Here is a 17,459-nt window from a genome sequence, read left to right on the forward strand (position 1 = left end):
GACGCTTCATCAAAAATGACGAGATCAAATAATCCTTCCTCAAGTGGAAAGATCGATGACACTGTTTCTGGAGACGTTAGCCAAACTGGCAGCACATCCAACAGTCCGTCGGAACGTACTGAGGGACAGGAACCCGTATCCTTCAACCTCAATTGGCTTTCGGCCCACAATCTAACTGTCTACGCTTAAAGGTGCCGGTTACCCGACACCCTCCAAGACTCGCTACGAGTGAGTGGCTAACTCTTGCTCGACGGGAATCACACCCGCTATATATGACGACCTAAGCTTGGCCGCACTGACAGGCACCTAAACCATTCTAGGGCTTGTATGATAGCCATCTCGGCATACCGGTTAGGTCTAAATCCGTAGCTATACTCACTAAATTTCTTATCAAACATAGGTGTGAGAACTTGTGCTATCGCTTGTTGAATAATCCTATCTTTGACCGTCGGGATGCCTAAGAGCCGTACCCCACCATTTGGTTTAGAAATTTCAACCCTTAGAACGGGTTGAGGGTGGTATTTTCTTTGACGAATTTTATAAAAGGTTCCTGTCCCTTGGCACTTTAAAGTACCAAGGGACAGGAACCTATATTGAACATTGGTCTGAAATTCCCTTTTATCAATGTTAAATCTGAGTTCGTGCTATACCGACTTGTTGCTTCTCATGCAGCTAGTAGGAGACACCTTTCAAATTAAATGTAGTTGAGGATCAGTGCTTTATCAAACGGTTGATTTAACCTGCCTTCTCAGCCTTCTTGCAATCATTTATGTAATCATCGACTTATAAAGAAAGAAGAATAGCCAGATACCTAATTATAATTTAATAAAATAACTCTGTTTAGACTCTCACTTTAACATTGTTAAATTCATTCCTAAAGGACAGGTCTAAATTGTTCTAAATGTCATAGTTATCCCTCTCGATGTTACAATAATAGGAATTTCTGAAGGTATTTAGACCTTTATGTTGAAATTACCCTTATAACATTAAAGGAATAGGTGATCACGTGAATATTAAACAATTCTCAGTTAAAAATTTTAGAAGCATAGAAGAAATTGAAGTAGAAATGAAGGATAACCTTTTATTGATAGTTGGTCGAAATGATGTGGGGAAATCTACGATGATTAAGGCACTAGAGATATTCTTTGGTAACCAATCATTCGTGAATAATGATTTTCCATTTCAATCGTTAGATACTATTAGTACAGAAATTACTATTACTTTTGAATTAAGTGAAGTACCCGATAAGTTATCTATGTATATGGCGCATGAAAATTTACTCACTCTTCGTCAATCCTTTCAAAAGAAATCTCCCAATCCAACGAGAAGTATAGAATGTAAGTCATTATATACTCCCCCACCCATTGCAGAGCTAGAAGGATATACTAACTTAAAGAAAATTGGAAAAGAGCTTGGTGTAGAATTCCCTAATCAAAAACCTAAAGAACAAGCCATTATAAAACATTTGAGGGATGAAGTACAAAGTACAATTGAAAAGTTATCCGGGACACACAATTGGATTGATGTTACAAAAAACTGGTCTTTATTTTCTAAATACATGCCTGAAGTTATTTATATTCCAGCTGCTCAAGATCCGTCAAATGAGCAAAAGATGACTAGTGATTCATCTGCCTTCGGGAGTTTATTTAGAGTTGGTATGAGAAAGATGATTAACTTAAAAGGTGATACAAAAGAAGCTATCGCTTTATTAGAAACTAAAATGAATGAAATAAATACAGATATGATAAAAGTAGTCGAAAAAAACTTAAATAATCAAGGGAACGTACTTTCACTCTTCCCTTCTCCTGATCCATTAGATGTTTCTAAAGCATACTCATTTCAAATGAATGTAAAAGATGAAGACGGAGTAATAACACCACTTTCCCAAAGGGGGAATGGTTTGCAACGCTCAGTACTCATTTCTATAATTCGAGCACAAAGCGAATTAAATAAACAAATTAAACAACTAGAAAAAGGCGATAGCAAAGAAACTACTCAAAGTCATGATCTACCTTCAGTTAATAAACCCTATTTATATTTAGTTGAAGAACCTGAAGCTTTCCTTCATTTAAGTGGTCAACGTGAGTTATATTATGCGCTTAAGGATTTGATAACGGATAGAAGTCAAGCAATTATAACGACTCACTCTACAATGTTTATGGATGAAAGTGATTATAGGCAAATCATCTCTCTCTATAGACAATTTGGAAAAACATATGCTGCTCAGATAGACGAAATAGAAGAGGTACAAGAACATTTAGGGGAGTTAGTACGAATTAGTGAACTAATGACTGGAAAAGTCTGTTGTATGGTAGAGGGAAAATCTGACGAAAAAGCATTTAAGGCGTGGGCACATAAGTTGGGTTACGATTTGAAAGAACAAGGAGTACATTTTATAAATATGGATGGTTGTTCTAATGCCGTTTACTATGCCAATGCCAAGATATTAAAAGACTTTCGAGTTGATTTCTTTGTAGTTTTGGATACAGATTACCATACTCCAGACCGTGCACAGGAGATTAAAAGAATTTTAATTACCGCTCACAAAGTAAAAGATACACAAGTATTTATTCTAGCCAAAGGAGAGTTAGAAAATTACTTTCCAATCCCAAGAGTTGAAGAAACATTGCGGCTAGATAAAGGTGTTATTAATGAAGAAGAGTATAGACAAGACCCTAAAGAGGCTATAGTAAATGCATTTAAGCGATCGGGAATAAACAAGAAATACAAAGAAGGAAAACATGCAGTAGAAATAGCTAGAAATTTAACAGTAGATGATATTGATGAAGACATTATAGAGATCATCAATTGCCTTGTAAAAGTATCAGGCGGTGAGATAATAGAGTAAACCTAATCTAACTAGTATATTCGTTTGTTGGAAGAACCATTCTCTCTCTAGGTACTCTTTTAGTAAGTCAGAAAAATTGTGCCTGTCCCCCAGTACTTTAACATACTGGAGGGCAGGCACTTAATCAACCACCTTACATATACCCACAGTATAGCGATACTGCCATTCGTCTATTTACATTTTTCAATATTTCTACATAGTCAAATTCAGTCCCTATTGAAGACAGTATATTATCTAATTTTTTAATATCTTCCCTAAGTTTCCCAAACCTCTGAATTGCTCACAAATAAAGTCTAGCCTCATCTTATTTTCTCGACACTGGACTTTATACCCATTGTAAAAGTGCCTGTCACCACCCGTAAGAAGGCAGGAAGATTACTTGGTATGGAATCCCTTCTGTTAATTTATCTGCTGGTTATATGAATGAGCATACAGATTGGGAGTCGGTTGATTATAAGGCTACGTATGAGACGGTGAAGTTGATTGAGGGGGTGCTGCATAATCAGATGATTCGGGTTAGAGGTGAATTGGAGGTTAAAAAAGTTAATTTACAAGATTAATTGGGAGCCCTGCCAAGCTTTTGGTAGGGCTTCTACTTTATTATTTGCAGTTCTATTAAAAAAGAACCATTTGTCAGCTTAGTAAAAATGCTATTGATTCTGAAAAATGACCTATATAGCTTGCATGATTCATACCCACAACTATTCCAATACTGCTAGGTTGATTAGATGTTGTTATAATACGCTGTTTTGTTGTATTGTGTAGCAAATGATCTGATGTTCTCTCGTACTTTCTTCTTCAATATAAGCTACCCGTTAGCTGAAGAAATATCGGCTATAAGTTTAATAAGATAATAATAACCACGATAATTGCTGGAATTAAACCCATTAAAATACCACTAAAAGAAAATTCAAATCGTTCTGGATGACCAAACTTTGACCTCATACCAGCCCCTCTACTAAAATCAGGTGAGTCAATTTTAGATTTTTCCCTTTTCTTTTTGTCAGTCACTATATCACCTCAATTCCCTCTCATGACAAAAAACTCGTCATCAGATAACCATTCCTCACTATAAATTTAACTGAAATTTATGGGAATAATAAACTCTATCATCAATTGAAAAAAGAACTTCGAATAAGAAAAACATAGGGAGATTTTTGTCTTCCTATGCTTACATTCATATTATTTATCTGTTTGTTTTTGCTTCTTTTTCAAATACTCCGCACGTAATTTTTCAAGTTGCTGCTTTTTATCAAATTTGGCAGGCGTCTGTTTTTCATGAAACTTTGTCACAGCTACCTGACCTTTGGCATCTAATTGATATTTTCCCACTTTGTTCACCTACTTTTCTTGTCTTTAAAGAGAATCTATTCAACAAATATAATATACCTTATTTTACTGAAGTAAACCTTATTACTTTATTATGTACTGCTAACTTTACATATATCAGTAAAAACAATAAAAACTTAGTAAAATGATTCTCGCCAAATGGCATTCATTTCATTACTATAATAAAATGAAATGCCTTGACACTTGCATAAGCCTTAATAATTCTATTTCTTGTTTGTTCAGCTCTCTTCTAAAGGTCCAATTGTTCGGTAAATAAGTTTTAAAATATTAAAACACTCTTTGTAAAAGTGCCTGTCACCACCCGTATTTTGTCGATATGGTTTCGACATACTTCGAGCAGTGACAGGCACCTCATTTAACTGGATGATCAAAAAGACTGATGGCTTTCTAGAATTGCCGATAGATAGGCAGATTGCTTTAATTCCATTTGCAGCTAAGTATGAGGAGTTGCTTGTTAGTCAATTTCAATATTTTATTAACTCCTCAACTGTCACTTACTACGACCGATTTATTTATACTAATCACTTGGGAAATGATGATGACAGTCTATTTCTTAACTAAAAAGACCTGTACAGCGAGAACGATTACTTATTCAGATCGCTGTATAGGTTTCGATTTGTTTCTAGTTAGTTACTCTATTTAAATCGACTACCCTCAACAACCGCTCATGAATCCTCTGCCAACAATTAAACTACTCTTTCCTTTTAAATAGCCCATAAATTGAGATACACTTAACTTCTGTGGAATGCTTACTAACATATGGATGTGATCCGTACAAGCATTTGCTTCGTGAATCGTCACACTTTTCCGTTCACATAAATCTCTGATAATTTGTCCTAACTTTTTTATACTTCCCGTAAATAATTTGTTAACTATACTTCGGGGCAAATACAATATGATACTTACAATTCCATGTTGTGTGTTCTAAACTATTCATGTCCTTCATAGGGGCACTCCTCCTTCTATGGTGAGATGTAGTGGTCGGGAAACCAACTTTATCTTACCATGAAGAGAGGTTTTTTTATTACCACGCTAAAAGCTTACTAGAACCCCTGGCATAGCCAGGGGTTTTCTAAACCATTAAAGAAAAAGCAGAAAAGCTCTTACAGCTTTCCTGCTTTCGCTTCTACCCTGTCAAGGTGGATAGATTGATACGATTATAAAAGTTCGAGTCAGAAAACGTTGATTTATTAGGCTTTTGTTTTTGTTACATAAGGTCTATATCCTCTCTTCGAAAACAACCCCCCCTCGTAATGGGGACATTTCCTCTAATTCATTTTTCAAATCGAACCTCGTTTAAGGTGAATTTTTCAAGCATATAAATGAATATCAGGGATACCGCACGAATGCAGATCAAGTAAATCAATTTCCAGTCATTATAAAAAATCAATATACCGGTGTGCCAAAGGATTACATCGGTTATGACTAGAATAATAAAGGGTGCTAGCTTCCAATATTTATTTTTGGGAACGTATATAAAGAAGATGACGATAAAAGCCATTATTAGGTGATATAAAATACCACTGAATAACGTGCTATCTCTGTAAATATTCTCGACCCAATGCACGCGAAAAAAAAGTTTATCGAAAAGCATCAGCACGCTTGTCGGAGTCTGCAAAATGATCCATGCAATCGTCCAAAAAACGGTTATTCGCGGAAATTTACTGTAGGTCTCATGTAAAATGACATACCACTTCCTCATGGCAGTCATAAAAATAAAGACAAGGATTCCAGTCAAGTATGTCGGCCACCAATATTGAGTGTAAACACCGGCTTTAACAAACAATTCCTCGGTTAGCATGTACCCGATAGAAATTAATCCGATCCATAGATAGGACGTCTGAAAACTCATGACCCAAATCACAGTTGACGCCCAATAAGCTGAATTTGCGATGATATGACCGATAATATTTTCTTTAAAAGGATCCGAATAAAGCCCAGGTTTATAGGCATAAGCATTGAATACAAAGAGTACAATTGCTTCACCTACCCAGACCCAAGCCGTAGTGAACAAAAAATAAGTGAGCAAATCCCCCACTTTTCCTTTTCGATACACTGTATATGCGGTAATAATCCCCCCGATAACAATCAATCCGTAGTACCAGATTATATTCGGCATATTTCGTCTCCCAATTGTAAATGTCATATCACCTATTATATCCAGTGACCGTGAATGATCATACATCGACATCCTAACTTAAAATATTAAAGATCAATCTTATGAATCTATTCGCTCTTATTCTCACTCATTAATTAGGAGGGCCTATGATAACCGTCTGATCGATTGGTTTGATTACTTCAGCCCACTGTGTAGCATTTATGCCGTATACCATCTGAAACACCTCAGGAGGCGTCATCCTCAAGATATCGGATCCATAAATGATCCCAAAGTCATTATTGTCGAAACTAACCACCAAGCGGGTATGATCCGTGGTTGCGATTGTCCAATGCCACCATCCCATTGGGATATACACCGATTGTTGCGGCCCAACACGATAACTAAGCAATTGATTGGTATAAGGATTCAGAATGTACTCGACAATTTCTCCCTGTATCATATAGAGTAGTTCGTTCGCGTTAGGGTGCCAATGAGGTTCTATGCTATGTCCCCTGCTTAAATAGACATCAGCCAAGCTTAATCCTTGTAATACGGGTAACTGTTTCACGGTTTGATAAAGAATAAAGTTCCAATCGTCCTTCACGAAGTATGGGGAAGGTCTTAAGTCAAATGACAAATTCAATGATGGTGAACTATAGTCTATTTGACCACCAGCAGTTTTCATTCGCATGATCACTCCTTTCCTAACAGATTGAAAGAATGAAATATCAAGATCTTACAAAGTATATTCGAGAATTCGAAAATCATGATTAAATGATAAATGTAAAAATTCATTTATCATTATTCAAGGTGTTGTTTATCATCTAGATTAACAGGTAAAGGAGTTAAATAGAGGGTTCTTTCAAAGGCAACTATCCCTTTCGAGTTTACATATCCATTTACTGTGTTCGATAATTTGCTTCAAAACGTGTCACCAAGCTTTCTACACTAGAAGACATCGTCCGAGAAGCAGTATCTAGGTGCCTGGCACCACCCGAGATATGATAGAATTTGTCGACGTAAAGTGGTTTATCGACAAATGCCCGGCACCTGTCGATTACGGTAAAATTTGCACTCTCTACCCTCACATCTCCGTCGTTGACTCCATTATTTCTGATAGCCTTTTACCCTCTTCAGTCTTCCACTCGGTTCGACCATTAGCACTTCTTCCCAACACAATACCAGCAGCTGTGGATGGGCTTTCAAATTCATAGTCTTCCATTAACACTAACTTGTCCTCTTTTTTAACTAATTTGTTATTTTCAATCAATTTATTTCTCCGGTCAACATGTCCACTTTGTATAGAGTCACTTACACCTGTAGCAAAGTTTGATCCCTTTAGTACCATAAATCCATTCTCTGTAGGATAACCTTTTGCTTCTGCACCACGAGGTCCGTTTGTAAAAACGAAAACTCTGTCTCCCTCATCTTTAGGTACTTCTTTATAGTGGACATTTAATTCCCAAGCCTTTAGGTGCTTCTCCTGCTTAGAAGAAGCACCTGATCATTTTGATCTTATCCTATTAATCAAAAAAGCTTATTGTTTACAGTTCAAGATCTGCTGCCATCTATTAACAACAATAGTATGGGTACGGAGGGTACGGATAAGGAGAATATGGATACGGGTAACCGAATCCAGGTCCTGGAGCTAATATCGCTCCTGCCGCTAAACCAGTCAAGAATGGTAATCCAAACCCGAAAGGACGACCTATTCCAAAACCTGGGCGCCCTATCCCAAAGCCTGGACGTCCTATCCCGAAACGATTAAAGTTATTTGTTGTAATCACATTCATCTTCCTTTCAATTTAAAGATGGGTACACTAAAGAGTATGCATTTCTAGGTAAAAGCTCTTGGGTTATCGTCCTGCATATAGAATATTTCTAAGACAATCGCGGAACGTACAGCTATTAAATAACAAAAACACGAGCGAAAATACGCCCGTGTCTGTAATTTAAGATGGATAATTAATTTTACCTGTTTCAACCAGCTGCTTTAACCCGTCAAACATTCCTAACCTTTCTTAATTTATTTTCTTATCTCCATTAAATAAACCCCTTTAATTTCTCCATCTGCAACTTTTTCCGTTCTAAGCTCGTAAGTAATGAAAATGGTTTCACCTCTTTTTAGTGTTTTAATCAATTCAGGATCTTTGAGTTCACTTAACTTAAACGTATTTGCTTGATCATCAATCGATAATTCGACTGTGTTCTTATCATTTTGTTTAAGGTAGGCTGCCTCCACATTTTCATATACAGTCGTTACAACCTCTGTATGCTTCCCCTTTTGAACTTCACGAGCATCTTCCATATTTACCTCTGTATTCATTTCCACTCCACATGCTGTTGTTGTCATTGATAATAATAATACGAACATGATCGCTTTTAATTTTATCATCTTATGCCTCCTAAATTCCTCGATCCACTTTTGAAGCATGGTGGGGACGGTTCCACTATGAATACATATTTCATTTTTTTCATCTGGAATAAAAGTTATTTCCTCATCACTTAAAATGTACTTATAAGTTAGGGTTTAAAGTCCTTAATTAGTTGGACGAACCAATTCAAAAAACCACTTATTAATTTTCAACTAAATCAAAATTAACGCGTATATCACCGTTACCGACTGCTTTTGCAAATCTTTCCACATCCTCGATATATCCGAGACGAGTGTAGCTATAGGAACTTGAAAAGGTTTCATATAACAATACTAGACAATTGTCACCATAAAGCATAATTTCTCCCGCATTAATAACGCCGGGTCTCTCAGAATCTGTTGGGAGTCTATCTGAATGGTGCCCAAGTATTTGTATCACCAGAAGTAAACAGCGGTGAAACCATACCTTCTTGTTCCTCATAGCCTTCAATAATCGGCCAGCCATAATTTTGACCAGCTTCTATTAAATTGACCTCATCATTTGCTCTGCTGCCGTGCTCACTTGAATATAGCGTACCATCAGACGACCAAGTAATTCCTTGAGGGTTGCGGTGTCCATAACTATAAACATAGGAATTTGGATATGGATTATCATTTGGAATCGATCCATCAAGATTCATTCTTAAAATTTTTCCACCTAATGAATCGAGATCTTGTGCTATATCTGGTGCAGATGCATCTCCAGTCGTTACATAAAGTTTCCCATCGGATCCGATTTTAAGCCTTCCTCCATGATGGTAGGTACCGCTTGGGATATTATCGAGTAGCAAACTCTCTTCTCGCCAAACGTTTTCTTCCAAACGCAGTGTAACAATTCGGTTCAATGGTCCAGAACTGTCATCATAGGTGTAATAAGCGTAAGCTATATTGGATTCCAGAAATTCGGGATCGAGTACAAACCCTAATAACCCTGCTTCTGGAACTGAAGAAAGTTCTTTTTCTAGCTCTACGTCTTGCCGTTCAATTTGAGACAGATTGCACGGGTAGTAAAAGATTTACAATTAAGTTATCCAAATATCCGGTATCACCTTTACAGCGGAAACGAAGACGATGTGACAGAAAGGCTTGACAAAGGATTGCTTGACTTTGGAATTTTAATTCAACCAGCTGATTTATCAAAATACCATTATATCGATATTCCAGCCAAAGATGTTTGGGGCGTAATTATGAGGAAAGACAGTCCTCTCGCCTTCAAAGATACCATTCAAGCCGTGGATTTACTAAATGTTCCGCTAATCTGTTCAAGACAGCCTATGAAAAAAACATTTTCTAAAAATGAATTTACGGATTGGTTTGGTGAAGATTTTGATAAACTAAACGTCGTGACTACATACAACCTTGCCTATAATGCTGCCATTATGGTTGAAGAAGGCATTGGTTATGCAATAACTCTTGATAAAATCGTAAATACGTCTAGCGACAGTAACCTTTGTTTTAGACCGCTAAAACCAAGACTTGAAGCTGGCTTAAATATAGTTTGGAGGAAGCATCAGGTTTTTTCCGCTGCAGCTGATATGTTTTTAAAAGAAATTCAGTCGAAATTTACAAATTCTTTATCATAACATTAGCATTGAAAGCTATTTTGAATTATTAGGCCGGGGATTATTTGTGAAATAAAGAGACTGTTGCTGCGTAATATATTTGTACTGTACAGCAAACACTTTGTTTTTTCACCTGACTTTATTGAGTTAGGCATAGTTAAATAAAACAATAATATAGCTTTTATAGTAAAATAATAGTATTTGCAAAAGGAGGCTCATTCTTATGAATATTTTACTTTTAGGTGCAACTGGACGAGTTGGAAGTCATATAGTTACTTCCGCCCTGAACGACAGACATAATGTTACTGTATTAGTTCGTACTCCAGAGAAGATTCAAATAAATAGTGAGAATTTAACCATTATACAAGGGAATGTTTTAAATAAAGGTGATATCGTACATGCAATGCATGGGAGTGATGTGGTTATTAGCGCACTAAATACTGATGGCACAACCACTCTATCAGAGAGTATGTCACTTATTATCGAAGCAATGGAAAATGAAGGTACAAAACGAATAATAACTATAGGAACTGCAGGTATCCTGCAAAGTAGAACCACACCAAATTCTCTGCGTTATCAATCAAGTGAATCAAAGCGTAGGTCAACTCGTGCAGCAAAAGAACATCATAAAGTTTACGATATGCTCAAACAATCAACCCTTGACTGGACGATTGTCTGCCCTACCTATCTGCCGGATGGAGAAATGGTAGGCAAATATCGTATAGAGCGAAATTATTTGCCTGCGGATGGAGTTGAAATATCCGTACCTGATACAGCAGAATTTACATTTAGACAGATTAAAACAAGCGATTATATAAAATCACGTGTAGGTATCGCCTATTAATAATACTCTTATACTACTTTCGTATTGGATTAAATCGTTTGTTGAAAAAAGAAATGAGATACGGCTATGTTACATAAAGCGGTTTTATAAAAAAGGAATTTATAGATTTTTTAAAAAATTAATAGACAGCCCTATTGGGTTCCAATAAGTTTGCAGGGTATAATAAAAGAGTGCCGGACACAAGGATGAAGCAGAACTCGAGTTTCTAAAATCTGGAGTGATGCAGACTTGATACATATAATTTTGATAATAATGTCATTTTTGGGATAGATTTTTTGTAATGAGTTATATCTTTGAAGCTTACGTGAAGGCCCAACATAAAGCGTTATGCAAGGCATACGTTGATGGGAAGATTACTTACGAAAAACAACTATTCCTTACGCTGTTACCTGTTGTGTACCCTTCCATTTTTGGGGTTGTGTATGGATTACCTCTTAAAAGGTTCTATAATTGAAAGGAAACTACTGCTATGAAACATCCATTTTTTCCGGCTATTATTGGAGGAATCATTAGTTTTGTAATCTTTACATTTGATTATTTCCAATTCAGTCTGATAGAGAAATTTTTAATGTTTGCGTCTTTTGTGATTTTGCCACTAATTATTATGTTAATTAACGACAAGGATCAAACAACGTTTCAAAAAAAGATTTATTCCTTCATAACGGTTCTGCATTTTCCTGCAGCACTTCTTTCTTTAGCTTCCCTTATGAGCAACAAAACCTGGGAAATGGGAAATAGTGCTATTTCAGGATCTTTGTCTCTTGCGTGGCTTCTTTTTACTTTCTTACTCGCTTTATATGGATTGCTTCTAATTTTAGAGAATAAAGAAAAGATTGAAGAAATAGCAATCGGTGCTGGGCTGATTTATTTTTTTATTGGAGGTATTTGGTACACCCTTTATCAATTTCAACTAACCTTTCTACTAGTCGATCCTACAGTAAGTGCTTTAAGCTCCGTTCATTTTCATTTTTCATCTGCTATTGTTCCTATTTTTATTGGAATGCTAGGGCGGATCATGGTCAAAAAAAGCTGGTATAGCTGGTTAGTTGTCATTGATATCATCGGACCAATTTTGATTGCGATTGGGATTGTTTTTTCTAAACCACTGGAGATCATGGGTGTAAGCATCTTTGCCTGCAATATTATCATTTATAGTACCTATCTCCTTTTGAAAATACGAAAAAGCACTAAAAAAAGGTATGGAAACTTATTTTTAACCCTTTCCTCGCTTGCTTTTTACAGTATCATTGTCCTTTCAATTTGTTATCCGATAGCGAAACGGTATTTTTCCTTAACTATTTTGGATATGGTACCTATATACGGATCACTACATGCGTTTGGGTTTGTATTATTTGGATTGTTAGGATGGATCTTAATGTCTTACAATCCACATAAACGAGCTTTATAGCGAACAATCGAAATACAAAGTAATCAGTAACACAAACGCAAATAAGCTCCTTCTTACAATTTTAATTGAGCTTCGTATATGTTTTCCAATTACCATACACGGATTAAGGATACTCATGCAAGTGTCCTATTATATAAGAAAGTCCACAATATTTATGTAAGTGAGCGATTGGGACATAGCGTTATAGAAACAACTTATAAAGTACTATTCCCACGTTATAAAAGAACTGCGAGAAGAAGAGAAACAAACGATTGAGACTTTTGAGAATTTGTAAGCTCCGAGACTATTTCTCAGCTTACAAATTTCACTATTTAATTAAAGCGCCCGTTGAATCTATTTTATTGAATAGTATCGTTGGACTACGCAGCAAATTAGTCTGTTGTTTTTTCTTCTTTCTCCATCAACATTTGTTCAACAAAGACTTAAAATGCTGGTGGAGTTACCGAAAATAGAATAGCGGCATTTTTATTGAAATTATTCTCCCATTTATGCTTCATATAAGCTGGTATTTTGACACTATCACCAGTTTCTAATATATATTCTTCATCATTTAAAAACACTTTAATTTTTCCCTCTAATACAAAAGCAACTTCTTCCCCTTTATGTTCCAAAAGTTTTTCAGATGAGGATGTATTGGGAGGAACATTCATGATCGCAGTTGCCAGTATTCCAGTAAAATCAGGTGACAATAACTCATACGAAAGGTTTTCAACAACCATTATTTTGCGTTCATTTGATCTAACAACTAAATCTTCGGCGTTAGACTCCTCAAGTAAAAAACTAAAGGTGGGAACATCAAGGGCTTTAGCTAAAACCTTTAGAGTCTGAATTGAAGGATTTGCCAAACCCCGTTCAATTTGACTTAACATTGAAGGTGTTATTTCAGCTATCTTCGCTAATTCTCTGCTGCTCCAACCTTTGACTTTTCTGTATTTCTCTACTTTTTTTCCAATATCTATATTTTCCATCGCTATACTCCTTATAAATAAAGTTAAAGTTAATTTTAATTTAATCTTATTAATTTAAAATTAACAAATAATCAAACCTCTGTTAAACTATACTTAATATATGTTAAATATTATTTTACCAAATGACGTTTTACAAGTCAGTAAGGAGTGGAGAATATGAATGAATTTTTTACGTTTTTAGTCTTATCGTTATTTGTTGTGATGAGCCCTGGTATCGACACAGCACTTATTACAAAAAGGACCATTTCGGACGGAAGAATAGATGGTTATAAAATGGCTCTAGGGATTACAACTGGATCTTTAGTCCATACATTCGCTGCTGCTTTTGGACTTTCGGCTCTTTTGATGCAGTCTGCTGTTGCTTTTGAAATCGTTAAATATGTTGGTGCGATCTACTTGATATACCTCGGATTGTCTTCTTTCATCTCAAGGAAAAAGAAAGCTACGAGTGCTGAGAATCAATATAATGACGAAATGAAAAAGTCGGCTTTTAAACAAGGTCTCTTCTCGAATATACTCAATCCGAAGGTTGCAATGTTCTTCTTAACATTTTTACCCCAATTTGTGAAAACAGGAGAAAACGCAACCCAACAACTTATAATCATGGGTGTTATTTACACACTTCTGTCTATTTCTTGGTTTTTTATCTATGTCTTTTTCATTACTTACTTACGTGAATGGCTAATGTCTCCAAAAGTACAAAGGATAATGGATAAAGCAACGGGACTAGTGTTAATTGGATTTGGATTAAAGTTAGCCTTAGATAAACAACATTAAGATAATAAAAAACATTGGGATACCCAATGTTTTTTTACTTTCTTGAGGTAACCCGTCATTTACCTCTAAACATGAAGACCTTTGTTGCGCAGTATCCGTCAAACGCGAAGAAACAATTACTTAATAAACGTAATCGTCTCCGTAATTTCACAACAGTATATTTTTGATTCTATTCCTGAAATCGCAAGACAAATCGATATGCTGGATCAAGAAGTAGCCGATAGATTGAGTACCCAAGTATTATAAAACCAAGTATCTAAATTATAGCTATGAATGTTGAGTAGATAAGTTCCGATGGTAGTAAAAGGGACAAAATTATGCGACACACCAGTATAGCTCCCATCAAGTCTATCTGGATAAAATATACCTTTTCCTACAAAGCTAACGAATAACACAAAAGAAATATAAAACAAAGTTAAAACAATAACATACCACCTTGATTTCAAATCAACAACTAACAGCTTCACACACCTCCTCAATAAAAGATATGTCCAACTAATGTTAACTATACGGTGATTATTGAGTTAATCTGTCTGCTTCGTTAGGCAAAAAAGCGCTGCTGCTGCTGCAGAAACGCTACCCGTTAGCATAAAAGAAATAAGTTACTTGGAGAGCTATTACAACGGGATAGATATAAGCGCCCATAAGCGCGAATATCCAAACTCCAGCACTGTTGACTGTTTCATTTCGACATGGCAAGTCTTCGCCTCCTTCAATATAAAAAGAGCCCCAAAGGGAAAAGGGACTCTCTATTGGACCAAGAATTTTTCATGTTGCTCACGCTCTTCTGTAAATCTTGCACCTCATCTAAGATGCTTATAGAAAATCTATTTCTTTCTCTACATAACATAATCAGTCATTTTTCCTTCATTAAGAGAATATGTTATATCTCCCTGTAGATATATATCTGTACTGCTGCTTTCCGACATCATCCCGTCTCCAGAATCACCTCTTTCGAAAGTTGGGTCTATCGTTTCTAAGAATTTGAAGTCCATTTACAATAATCGAATCAATTTCAATTCTTTTTGCTACATCTATATATTGAACCTCTGTACACTCTTTTTCTGATCCAAACGTTCTCTGTTCTTTTACTAAACCAAAGCCTCCATTGTAAATCGTAATGCTTAATTGTTCTGTTTCTTCATTTGTGGACTTATACCTCACATTTGCCACCTCCATCATATTTTCAAATACTAGTAGTGCCAACCAAGCTTTCAAAGCTCGGTTGGCTAAAGTCACTATTAATCTCTCAACTGAAACCAAACTTCCGCATCAGATCGACGCTGGAAGGCAGCCAGAGGATTTTCATCATTTTGATCGACTAGAAAATACGTGTAGCCTTCACGCTCTGCACCTTCATACAATTCATTCCCTAAGTCTGGCTCTAGCCCAGAGACGGAAATAAAGTCGTCATACGTATTGCCGCCGCTGCTAACTGCATCAAATAAGGCGTGGTTTAGATCGAATGGTTCTTCTTCTACTTCATTTACTACGACATGATATTTAGCAAGAATGTATTCCTGCCCCTCACCAAGTTCATCATTAAATTGGTTGCCCTGACGCACCATTTCCCATGCTGCATCACCACTAATCACTTCAAGTAACTCAATATCTAGCTGAACATTTCCGTGGAAAAAATCGTAATAGGTTAACGAAACACGTTCCCCAATTGTTAATGGGTTGTTTCTTGTACCAACTTCCTTTTCTGAATCGGCTGATGACGATTCTTCTTCGACTTCTTCTTCCTCTTCATACGTAACAAGTAGGTTTACAGGTGGGACTTCTGCTGACAGAAGAGCTCTCAGTTCATCGAATGCTTCGCGCATCTCGGCATCTTCTGATGTTGGGCTGAAGATCCATCCTAACTTTTCTTCATAGACAAGGAAAATCATTTCATGAAATTTACCTGATTCATCTTCCGTTCTCGTGAGCGTAATCATGCCCGTTTCGCCGTCTTCTTCGTGCTCGACGGTTTCAATTACAGCAAACTTTTCCAAATCAATTGTTGTCGTGTCATCGGTAAATCCGCTAACGAACAAAAAGAACTCCTGCACATCAGGATGAATGTATTCGTTGATTGCTTGATCCCTTGCTTCTTTATCCGATGAGTAAAATTCTCCGACAAAGCTTTTAATCATCTGTTCTTCAGCTTTTAAGTTTTCCTTTTCCTCTAACCAGTTTGGTTTTGTTTCAGATTCTGTTTCTGAAGCCGTTTGATTGTCTTCCTCAACTTTTTCAACAGTTGCTCCCTCTCCACAGCCAGTCAACATAATTGCAGCAACAACGAATGATAATAACCATAATGTTGCATGTTTCATTTGAAATCCCCCCATGAAATTGTGTTAATTACATGAACAGGATAACAAGGTAAATTGACATATATGTGTCAGCGAACAAATGTTTTACCAACTTTTTTACAATTCTTTTTGATACATTTGTATCCAGCTCTCAAGTGTCGCTTTCATCTTGTTACGATACTCAAGCGGCTCAAGAATTTCTGCGTCCGTTCCATATTACATAATCCACTGTAAAAATTCCCGGTCGTGATTTAGCGTAACTTCAAATAGTAAACTTCCATCTTCCCTCTCAGTTAACTTTGGTTTCACAAAGAGCTCTTCTTCTTTTATGTAGCGCGCGATATTTTGATTAAATAGCACTTTAAAATGAATCTTGTCTGTTCCTTGGATAATGGACCACGTATGTGTAAAGTAATCTTTTAAGTTGAATTCCTGTTTTTCAAATGTTCGATCTGTTTGCGTTACTTCAAGGAATCGACTCAACCTGAACGTGAGCACCTTTTGTTTTTCATGGCAATAAGCAATCAAATAAAAACGATGATCGCGCGGGATCAAATAATACGGATCGAGAGAACGGGATGTTGTAACATCACGACTCTGTGTATGATACACAACTTCAATTGTGCGTGAATTCAAAATCGCTTGAATGACTGGTGATAAAAAATTATACTGTTGTTCTTGATAGGCAGGAGTCCCCATTTGAATGATAGAAACCATTTTCTGAAGAACATCTTGAAGGTCTTTCTTTTCTTTCTGATGGGTGGCCATCACCTTTTCATAAGCCGTATAAAAATCAGGAGGAACGAGGTGGCTGATTGGATCAAGAATGTTAGGCAGCATACCGAATGCTACAGCTTCTTCGTCTGTCCAATCTAGCGGGTACAAAGAAAAATT

General features: G+C 36.4%; 16 protein-coding genes and 5 pseudogenes. 6 read left to right on the forward strand and 15 right to left on the reverse strand.

Annotated elements, in window-relative coordinates:
• Positions 1 to 311: 311 nt before the first annotated feature.
• Positions 312 to 539 (reverse strand): annotated as a pseudogene (locus tag SAZ04_RS20465) (reverse transcriptase domain-containing protein); the annotation flags it as partial.
• Between the two features lie 467 nt (positions 540 to 1,006).
• Between SAZ04_RS20465 and SAZ04_RS20470 the strand changes: the two are divergent.
• Together SAZ04_RS20470 and SAZ04_RS20475 are read left to right on the forward strand one after the other, a co-directional pair.
• On the forward strand, positions 1,007 to 2,848 hold the full coding sequence (locus tag SAZ04_RS20470) for an ATP-dependent nuclease (RefSeq protein ID WP_332698993.1): 1,842 nt from the start codon (positions 1,007 to 1,009) through the stop codon (positions 2,846 to 2,848).
• A 419-nt stretch (positions 2,849 to 3,267) separates the two neighbouring features.
• A complete protein-coding gene (locus tag SAZ04_RS20475; protein ID WP_332698996.1) occupies positions 3,268 to 3,408 on the forward strand; it encodes a hypothetical protein in 141 nt (46 codons plus the stop codon).
• Between the two features lie 274 nt (positions 3,409 to 3,682).
• Here SAZ04_RS20475 and SAZ04_RS20480 read toward each other — a convergent pair whose 3' ends face one another.
• The 10 genes and pseudogenes from SAZ04_RS20480 to SAZ04_RS20520 form a co-directional block, all read right to left on the reverse strand.
• Positions 3,683 to 3,859 (reverse strand): hypothetical protein, encoded by a 177-nt coding sequence (locus tag SAZ04_RS20480; protein WP_332698999.1) that lies wholly within the window; start codon positions 3,857 to 3,859, stop codon positions 3,683 to 3,685.
• Positions 3,860 to 4,030: 171 nt separating this feature from the next.
• Complete coding sequence (locus SAZ04_RS20485; RefSeq protein ID WP_332699002.1) at positions 4,031 to 4,180, reverse strand: hypothetical protein; 150 nt, start codon at positions 4,178 to 4,180, stop codon at positions 4,031 to 4,033.
• 699 nt (positions 4,181 to 4,879) lie between these two features.
• Positions 4,880 to 5,144, reverse strand: a pseudogene (gene tnpA, locus SAZ04_RS20490) (IS200/IS605 family transposase); the annotation flags it as partial.
• A 327-nt stretch (positions 5,145 to 5,471) separates the two neighbouring features.
• Positions 5,472 to 6,317: a hypothetical protein gene (locus SAZ04_RS20495; RefSeq protein ID WP_332699005.1), complete on the reverse strand. Its 846-nt coding sequence runs from the start codon at positions 6,315 to 6,317 to the stop codon at positions 5,472 to 5,474.
• A 130-nt stretch (positions 6,318 to 6,447) separates the two neighbouring features.
• Complete coding sequence (locus tag SAZ04_RS20500) at positions 6,448 to 6,981, reverse strand: cupin domain-containing protein (RefSeq protein WP_332699007.1); 534 nt, start codon at positions 6,979 to 6,981, stop codon at positions 6,448 to 6,450.
• A 399-nt stretch (positions 6,982 to 7,380) separates the two neighbouring features.
• Positions 7,381 to 7,683: pseudogene (locus SAZ04_RS20505) on the reverse strand (DUF4357 domain-containing protein); the annotation flags it as partial.
• Positions 7,684 to 7,867: 184 nt separating this feature from the next.
• Positions 7,868 to 8,083, reverse strand: coding sequence for a spore coat protein (locus SAZ04_RS20510; protein WP_332699012.1), 216 nt, complete (start codon positions 8,081 to 8,083; stop codon positions 7,868 to 7,870).
• Between the two features lie 239 nt (positions 8,084 to 8,322).
• Complete coding sequence (locus SAZ04_RS20515; protein ID WP_332699014.1) at positions 8,323 to 8,691, reverse strand: hypothetical protein; 369 nt, start codon at positions 8,689 to 8,691, stop codon at positions 8,323 to 8,325.
• A 181-nt stretch (positions 8,692 to 8,872) separates the two neighbouring features.
• Positions 8,873 to 9,175 carry a cyclophilin-like fold protein gene (locus SAZ04_RS23595; RefSeq protein WP_431309039.1) on the reverse strand — a complete coding sequence of 101 codons (303 nt, stop codon included), beginning with the start codon at positions 9,173 to 9,175 and terminating at the stop codon, positions 8,873 to 8,875.
• Positions 9,087 to 9,698, reverse strand: a pseudogene (locus SAZ04_RS20520) (PQQ-dependent sugar dehydrogenase); the annotation flags it as partial. The pseudogene SAZ04_RS20520 and the gene SAZ04_RS23595, both read right to left, overlap by 89 nt.
• Here SAZ04_RS20520 and SAZ04_RS20525 point away from each other — a divergent pair.
• From SAZ04_RS20525 to SAZ04_RS20535, 3 genes and pseudogenes are all read left to right on the forward strand, one after another.
• Positions 9,696 to 10,292: pseudogene (locus SAZ04_RS20525) on the forward strand (LysR family transcriptional regulator substrate-binding protein); the annotation flags it as partial. The pseudogenes SAZ04_RS20520 and SAZ04_RS20525 overlap by 3 nt on opposite strands.
• A gap of 202 nt (positions 10,293 to 10,494) precedes the next feature.
• Positions 10,495 to 11,115: an NAD(P)-dependent oxidoreductase gene (locus SAZ04_RS20530; RefSeq protein ID WP_332699017.1), complete on the forward strand. Its 621-nt coding sequence runs from the start codon at positions 10,495 to 10,497 to the stop codon at positions 11,113 to 11,115.
• 469 nt (positions 11,116 to 11,584) lie between these two features.
• Positions 11,585 to 12,523 (forward strand): YndJ family transporter, encoded by a 939-nt coding sequence (locus SAZ04_RS20535; protein WP_332699020.1) that lies wholly within the window; start codon positions 11,585 to 11,587, stop codon positions 12,521 to 12,523.
• Between the two features lie 422 nt (positions 12,524 to 12,945).
• Here SAZ04_RS20535 and SAZ04_RS20540 read toward each other — a convergent pair whose 3' ends face one another.
• Entirely contained in the window at positions 12,946 to 13,491 is a 546-nt protein-coding gene (locus tag SAZ04_RS20540) for a cupin domain-containing protein (protein ID WP_332699023.1), read from the reverse strand.
• 156 nt (positions 13,492 to 13,647) lie between these two features.
• On the opposite strand from SAZ04_RS20540, the gene SAZ04_RS20545 reads away from it, so the two are divergent.
• Positions 13,648 to 14,268, forward strand: a complete 621-nt coding sequence (locus SAZ04_RS20545; RefSeq protein ID WP_332699026.1) for a LysE family translocator — start codon at positions 13,648 to 13,650, stop codon at positions 14,266 to 14,268.
• A 945-nt stretch (positions 14,269 to 15,213) separates the two neighbouring features.
• Here the strand turns inward: SAZ04_RS20545 and SAZ04_RS20550 are convergent.
• From SAZ04_RS20550 to SAZ04_RS20560, 3 genes are all read right to left on the reverse strand, one after another.
• Positions 15,214 to 15,432 (reverse strand): hypothetical protein, encoded by a 219-nt coding sequence (locus tag SAZ04_RS20550; RefSeq protein WP_332699029.1) that lies wholly within the window; start codon positions 15,430 to 15,432, stop codon positions 15,214 to 15,216.
• Positions 15,433 to 15,509: 77 nt separating this feature from the next.
• Positions 15,510 to 16,586 carry a hypothetical protein gene (locus SAZ04_RS20555; RefSeq protein WP_332699032.1) on the reverse strand — a complete coding sequence of 359 codons (1,077 nt, stop codon included), beginning with the start codon at positions 16,584 to 16,586 and terminating at the stop codon, positions 15,510 to 15,512.
• Positions 16,587 to 16,781: 195 nt separating this feature from the next.
• Positions 16,782 to 17,459, reverse strand: a 678-nt coding sequence (locus tag SAZ04_RS20560) for a helix-turn-helix transcriptional regulator (protein WP_332699035.1), incomplete at its 5' end; no start/stop codon positions are given.

Origin of the sequence: Halalkalibacter lacteus, from assembly GCF_036663595.1 — a bacterium.
Lineage (GTDB): Bacteria > Bacillota > Bacilli > Bacillales > Bacillaceae_D > Halalkalibacter > Halalkalibacter lacteus.